General features: G+C 60.0%; 5 protein-coding genes and 1 pseudogene. 2 read left to right on the forward strand and 4 right to left on the reverse strand.

Annotated features, from left to right (window positions below; genetic code table 11):
* Both WAW39_RS18165 and accC read left to right on the forward strand, forming a co-directional pair.
* Positions 1–186, forward strand: a 186-nt coding sequence (locus WAW39_RS18165) for an acetyl-CoA carboxylase biotin carboxyl carrier protein (protein WP_422320606.1), incomplete at its 5' end; no start/stop codon positions are given.
* 94 nt (positions 187–280) lie between these two features.
* Positions 281–1,636 (forward strand): acetyl-CoA carboxylase biotin carboxylase subunit, encoded by a 1,356-nt coding sequence (gene accC / locus WAW39_RS18170; RefSeq protein ID WP_422320607.1) that lies wholly within the window; start codon positions 281–283, stop codon positions 1,634–1,636.
* 52 nt (positions 1,637–1,688) lie between these two features.
* Here accC and lepB read toward each other — a convergent pair whose 3' ends face one another.
* The 4 genes and pseudogenes from lepB to WAW39_RS18190 all read right to left on the reverse strand — a co-directional run.
* Positions 1,689–2,909 carry a signal peptidase I gene (gene lepB, locus WAW39_RS18175; protein WP_422320608.1) on the reverse strand — a complete coding sequence of 407 codons (1,221 nt, stop codon included), beginning with the start codon at positions 2,907–2,909 and terminating at the stop codon, positions 1,689–1,691.
* A 72-nt stretch (positions 2,910–2,981) separates the two neighbouring features.
* Positions 2,982–3,386, reverse strand: a complete 405-nt coding sequence (locus WAW39_RS18180; protein ID WP_422320609.1) for an ACT domain-containing protein — start codon at positions 3,384–3,386, stop codon at positions 2,982–2,984.
* Positions 3,383–4,531, reverse strand: coding sequence for a histidine decarboxylase (locus WAW39_RS18185; protein WP_422320610.1), 1,149 nt, complete (start codon positions 4,529–4,531; stop codon positions 3,383–3,385). The genes WAW39_RS18180 and WAW39_RS18185 overlap by 4 nt, the downstream gene beginning before the upstream one ends.
* Before the next feature lie 62 nt (positions 4,532–4,593).
* Positions 4,594–6,696, reverse strand: a pseudogene (locus WAW39_RS18190) (hypothetical protein); the annotation flags it as partial.

A 6,696-nucleotide genomic window follows, 5' to 3' on the forward strand; every position in this document is an offset into this window, starting at 1 on the left:
CCGGGAGAAAAACCCATCGCCAACGTCGGCGACAGCGTGGGTGAAAACAGCAATGTCTGCATCATTGAGGCCATGAAGGTCATGAATGAAATCAAGGCTGACACCCGTGGCACCATTGTCCGCGTCCTCGTGGAAGACGGCAAGCCCGTCCAGTATGGCCAGCCCCTGTTCGAGTTGAAAGCCTGATTGCCCACCCTGCCCCTGTCTTGACGTCCGGGCCCGCAAATTCGGGCCTGCAGACGGTCCAGCCAAGCAGACTTCCACTACCTTCTGATCACTCATGTTCAAAAAAGTCCTCGTTGCCAATCGTGGTGAAATCGCTCTCCGCGTCATTCGTGCCTGTAAAGAACTCGACGTCAAAACCGTCGCTGTTTATTCCGAAGCCGATGTCGATTCGATGCACGTTCACCTGGCCGATGAAGCCATCTGCATTGGCCCTGGTCCAAGCTCCGAGAGCTACCTGAAAATGAGCCGCATCATCAGTGCGGCGGAAATTGCCAACGTGGACGCCATCCACCCCGGCTACGGCTTCCTCTCTGAGAAGGCTGAATTCGCCGAAGTCTGCGCACAGTGCAAAATCAAGTTCATCGGCCCTTCCGCCCGCGTCATCAGCATGATGGGTGACAAGAACGTGGCGCGTGAAACGGCCCTGAAGGCAGGCATGCCCATCACGCCCGGCTCTGACGGCATCATTCACACAGAAGAAGAGGCCCTCGAATGGGCCCGCAAGATCGGCTACCCCGTCATGGTCAAGGCCAGCGCCGGTGGCGGCGGACGCGGCATGCGCCCGGTCCTCAATGAAGCCACTCTGCGGTCCAGCTTCCAGGCTGCTTCCTTGGAAGCCATGAAATGCTTCGGCGACGGCTCCATGTACATGGAAAAGCTCGTCGAAAAGCCTCACCACATCGAGTTCCAGGTCGTGGCCGACTCCCATGGCAACGTCGTTCACCTCGGTGAGCGCGACTGCTCCATGCAGCGCCGCAATCAGAAGATCATCGAAGAGTGCCCTTCCCCAAAAATTTCCCCCGAAATGCGCAAGCGCATGGGTGAAGCCACGGTGAAGCTCTGCAAGGAGATCGGTTACGAGAACTGCGGCACCATCGAGTTCCTCGTCGATAACAAGTGCGAGAACTTCTACTTCATGGAGATGAACACCCGCATCCAGGTGGAGCATCCCATCACGGAAGAAGTGTACGGCTGTGACCTGATCAAGGAGCAGATCCGCATCGCCGCCGGCCTGCCGCTGAGCGAGCACGTGGTGGACGCCCAGCCTCGTGGCCATGCCATTGAGTGCCGCATCAATGCAGAAGATCCTGCCCGCAACTTCGCCCCCAGCCCCGGCAAGATCAATCTGTGGTACACCTCCGGTGGCCGTGGCGTCCGTGTGGACACCCACGTCTATTCCGGCTACTCGGTGCCGCCGTATTATGATTCGATGATCGCCAAGCTCATCGTTACCGGTGCCACGCGTGAGATCGCCATCCGCCGCATGCGCCGTGCACTTGGCGAATTCACCGTCGAAGGCATCAAGACCACGATCCCGCTGCAAAGCCAGATCATGACCACCTCCGACTTCCAGAACGGCCAGTACGACATCACCTGGGTGGAGAACTTCCTCCGCCAGGAAGGTCTGTAAGACTAGACTGGTCTTCGACGCGGGGGGACGCCCCCCGCGTAAAGCAACACGACTACCGGATCAAGCCCCAGTTACGTCCCAGTGGGAAGTAGCAGAACAAACCGGGCCCGACGAGATTGCGCTCTGGCACGGAGCCCCAGTAGCGGCTGTCGGAACTGTTGTAGCTGTTGTCGCCCATGGCCCAGTATTCACGGGTGTTGTCACGATTGATCAATTCGCGCACAGTGCCGTCTGAAAGGAAGCCGAAGTTGCCGTAGCCTTTGTACAGGCCCTCCATGGCGCCCACGCGCTTCATGCCAAACTCCTCAGCGGGCTTGCCGTTCACCCACAATTCGGGAGATTTGACTTCGAGCCGGTCTCCAGGAACACCCACGAGACGCTTGATGTAATGCTGAGAGCCTTCCTCAACGCTCACCCGCATGTAAGGGCTGCGAATGTTCTTGGTGGTGAAGACGAACACCTCGCCGCGGGTGGGGCGGCGGAAGTTGTAGGCGAATTTGTTCACCAGCACATGGTCCCCGGTGTCCAGGGTGCCGCGCGCCAGCAGCTGCCCTTCGGTAACATAAGTCCCGCCTGATTCCCCGAGCTTTTGCTCCACCCGCGCATCCGGGGTGATGTTCTGGCCGTCTGCGCTGACGGGGAGATTCAGGTAACGCTGCATGCCCAGATTAAAGCCATCCGGATCGGTGGCCAGCTGCCGCATGGGCGCCCAGATCCACTGCGTGCCGCCATCTTCAAAATGCAGGCGGCAGTGAGCGAAAAAGCCAAGGTAGCTGTGCTCTGTGAGAGGAGGCCCGTCTTTACGCAGGAAACCTGAACGAGTGGCCAGGACATTGTAGTAGCTGCGACCAGCCACCCAGTCCTTGCACCGCACAAAAAGATTCGGCGTCACATCCTGCTCCGTATGATTCGCGACCAGACCATAAAGAGTCGGCTGCATGGAGCCGGTGGGAATCTTGAACGGCTGCGCGATGTAGCTGCGGATGCCCAGCGCGATGACAATGGCGACAAAGAACACCTCCACATTTTCGCCGATGTCCGAATGCTCCACGTGTGGCAGCGCTTTTTCACAGGCCTTGTTGATCTCGTCGTTCAAGGCGCTGATGCGAGCCTTGTCCCTGGCGCGCATGGCGTCCTCCAGGCTGCTGCGCAAAGCCGTGATCTCATCCAGCTTGGCCGGCGGCAGGATGTCACGCTTGTAGTTGATGAAGCGCGTCACGCCCTTGTACAGGAGCTTGGCATGCTTGAGGTAGCGGGGGGTGAGGAAAAACATGGGGGCGGGTATGAATACTAGAAGGGGGCAGGCAATGCTCAAGTGCTGTGATCGACCCAAACCGGAATTGATTCAGCTCCGGGGCTCCACCACCAGCACGTCTCGCAGCACCTCGGCAGCCAAGGCATTGTCTGAACAAACGAGGCTGGCAGTGGTGCTGGATGCCTCGCGACGCAGGATGTGCATGGAACGCAGGTCCAATCCGGCATCCCTCAACCGCAGGGCCACGGCGGCCAAGGCCCCCGGCTTGTCCTCCAGCCTCACCAGCAACGTGTCCTGGGTGATGACGCGGAAACCATGATCGCTGAGCGCCCGCAGGGCCTCGTCATAACGGTCCACACTGAGCACGACGATGCCGTGGTCCGCCACGCTCTCGACATCGATCTCCTCGATGTTGATGCCTCGTTCGGCCAGGCAGGCGGTGAGTCTGGCAGCGATGCCGAGCTCATTGGGCACAAGGACGGTGAGCTGTTTCATGGCGACGGGTTCTGTTTCTCGGGTTGCAGTGCAGCGGCGAAATCTGCGACAAAATCGTCAATGATGTCACGGGTCACATGCGGCATGACGATCAGGTGGCCGATGTTTTTGCGCGGTGCGATGATCCACTTCTCCATCATGGACGGCGGCGGCTTTGGGAATACAACAGTGACGGAATTCGGGTGCCGCCAGGATTCGATGCCCTGGGCGCACAATTGCTCCACGGCATATTCGGCATTCCCCAGACAGGCTTGCACCATATTCCGCAATCCGGCGTCTCCAAGCGTGCGCAGACGGTGCCAGAGCAGCAGCGGAGAAAACGCACTGCGGGAGCCAGCAATGGTCGTGTCCAGCGCGCCGATGTATTCGATTGAGCGGGCGATGCGGTCCACATGCGCCTTGCGGGCAATCACCACGCCGCAGGGCACCGGAGAGCCGAGCATCTTGTGGCCGCTGATGGAGATGCTGTCCGCGCCATCGGCGAAGTTCCATGGCTGCGGGTTGTCGACGAAGGGCAGAATCATGCCGCTGAGCGCCGCATCCGCATGGATGTAAGCATTGGGGATGGCGAGATCGTCCAGGATGGCCCGGATCTTGGACAGATCATCCACTGCTCCCTTCATCGTGGTGCCGATGTTGGCAAAAAGGATGGGCGGCACATCGCGGTGAATGCGCAGGGTTTCACGCAGGTCGGCGTAGTCCATCTGGCCGTCCGGCTGGCTTTTGATCATGATGTTCCGCGTGTGCTGGAGGCGCAGGACTTTGGCCACGCTGTAGTGCGTGTCCTCGCTGAAGTAGCAGATGCCATCAGGAAACAGCTCACGCGCCACATACAGGCCGTACATGTTTCCCTCCGTGCCACCGCTGGTCACGTAGCCCCACCATTCACCATCAGGAGCACGTGTGAAGCGGGCGAAGTCCGTCAGCACCTCGCGCTCAAACTCCATCGTGTTGAGACGGTAGTTCGTGCGGTGGAAGGGATCCCCCACGTTATTGATGCTGAATTGCAGAAAGCGGAACAGCTCCGAGTAATCAAATGCCTGGTTCGTCGGATATCCGACATTGCGGGCGCTGCACGCCCGCAGCCGCTCGTAAAGCTCATCGAGCCGCTGCTGGTCTGCGGGACTGAGGTTGGAGGGAGTCACAGCAACAGAATGGTCTCCGATTTTCCGCCGCGATGCAAGCCTTCCAGCTCCAATGCGGAAGCTCAAGGCGGAGCCGTCACCTTCAGATGCATGAAGCGGTGTCCGGCGCTGCCGGCGGGCAGCGTCGCCTTTACCTGCTGCACGCTGCCGTTGTCGGACAGGATGGCTTCGCTGACTCCCGTGCTCTGCCAGTCATTGGCCAGTGTATCGCTCCACTCCACGGTGAAGACGGCACCGGCATTCAGCGCCGCCACGCTGCGAGTGTAGGTAAACTCAAGGTTCGCGCCATTGCGCACCGCGCCGGCAGGCGGAGGGCTGGCGGTGGTAGGGTTGAGATTGCAGGCCCATTCGATGAGATTGGGCAGCCCGTCCTTGTCAAAGTCGAAGCTGTCTGCCGCGTTTCCGGTGTTGGTAGTGATGCCGAAGTACTGCTGTCGCCAGCTCGCGATGCCTGCGGCTGCAACGGCTTCATCCGCACCGATGCTGGGCGTTGTGAGCGACCTCAGGTCTCCATCGTAATCATCGGTTACCCCTGCCACGGGGATGCCGGTGGCATTGACCAAGGGACTGCCACCCGGGAGGAGATGCAGGTCGCCGGTGACGGCGCTGACAAACATTGCCGTCGTGTAATCGCCGCTGCCAGCGATGCCGGCCAGCGAGTTGCTGTCTCCAGCAGTGCTCTGCCAGGCCACGAAGTCCATCGGGACTGGGTTGTTCGTGCTGCTATAGTCCATGAAGTTCGCCGACGTCGTGCCGGTCCCAGCATAAACATTGTTGCCCAGGGTATAGCCGCCGCCGACGTAATGACAGCCGACGGCATAATGGCCCACGCCTCCGCCGGTGCGAAAATTGAGGAACAGGTTGTTGCGCGCCGTATGCGTGCTGGCGGCCTCACGAAGTGCCGCCCACGAACTGGCGGCGCCGTTTGCGACACCGCCGATGACGACGCTGTTGTAGAAGACATTGACCACGCTGCCGACCGCGCTGTCATCCACAATGCCCAAAAAAATGGCGCTGACTGGCGAGGCAGGACTGAGTGTGATCTGGTTGTTCACCACGTTCACCGCCAAATTGGCGTCGCCGTTCAGCACGATCCCAGAAACGAAGGACTCAGCGCCGTCCACGTCCAGCATGGTGATGCGGTTGCTGGCGATGGTGGTGGTGCCGGGGCCGGTGCCGTAGAAAGAGATGCCGGCGCTCGTCGAGGTGGACGGCAAATCGTGAATGAAATTACCCGCAATGATGTTGGCTCCGGCACTTTGCATGGAGATGCCATAACCGTCGTGGGCCGTTGCGTCCGCCTCATGGATTTCGTTTGCACTGACGGTCCACATTTCATTGCCTGGCGATCCGGTGAAAATACCGTCGAGCATGAAGTTGAACAGCTCGCAGTTGGCCACCGTGTTGTTGGAGTTCGCCACGGCGGCGGAAGTGCCCACGGAGCCGATCAAGACCAGCGGCACTCCGGCGGCGGTGCTCAGATCGCGCACCTGGCAGCCGGTAATAAGATTGTCGTCATTTCCCGTCATCACGCCCGCCCCAAAGCCAATGACTCCGACAACGGCGTAAGGTGCCGCTCCTTCCACAATGCAGTTACGCACGGTGTTGCCGCAAGCATCGTTCGTGAAGAGAATCGTGCTCCCGACACCGATGTTGCGGAAGGTCAGGTAGCGTCCGCCACCGCCAAAACTGCCGTCAATGATCACATGGTCCGCGCCGTTGAGCGTGATCAGCCCGTTTGCAGCGTCGCCGGAGAGCGTCCGCACCGTCGCGCTGTCCGGCTGGATGGTGAGTGTGTAGTTGCCAGCCCCTTCTTCGATCCACGAGTTCAGGCTGCTGCTGCCGTTTTCGTTGACATCACTGCTGAGGCTGACAAGCAGATCACCGGTGAGCACGGCACCATTGATCGCTTCGAACAAGCCGCCTGCGCCGCTGAGACTGGAATAATCACCGCCGACGCCCACGGTTTTGATGCCGCTGAGCACAGGAACGATGGTGAAGCTGTTCACAGCACCATGCGCATTCACATTTGGCACAGGCGGATTCGACGAGGCGGTGGCGAAGGCCGGGCTGGAGCCGAGATTGTCCGAGGCATCCTGCGCGACGACGAAGTATTCAATCGTGTCACCGACGACAGCGACGCCGCCGGTGAGGAGGGTGTAGTC

Origin of the sequence: Prosthecobacter sp., assembly GCF_049294395.1 — a bacterium.
Lineage (GTDB): Bacteria > Verrucomicrobiota > Verrucomicrobiia > Verrucomicrobiales > Verrucomicrobiaceae > Prosthecobacter.

Excerpts from the sequence above, each read along its gene's own strand:
- lepB (WP_422320608.1), bottom strand. The coding sequence starts at position 2,909 with ATGTTTTTCCTCACCCCCCGCTACCTCAAGCATGCCAAGCTCCTGTAC.
- WAW39_RS18180 (WP_422320609.1), bottom strand. The coding sequence starts at position 3,386 with ATGAAACAGCTCACCGTCCTTGTGCCCAATGAGCTCGGCATCGCTGCC.
- accC (WP_422320607.1), top strand. The coding sequence starts at position 281 with ATGTTCAAAAAAGTCCTCGTTGCCAATCGTGGTGAAATCGCTCTCCGC.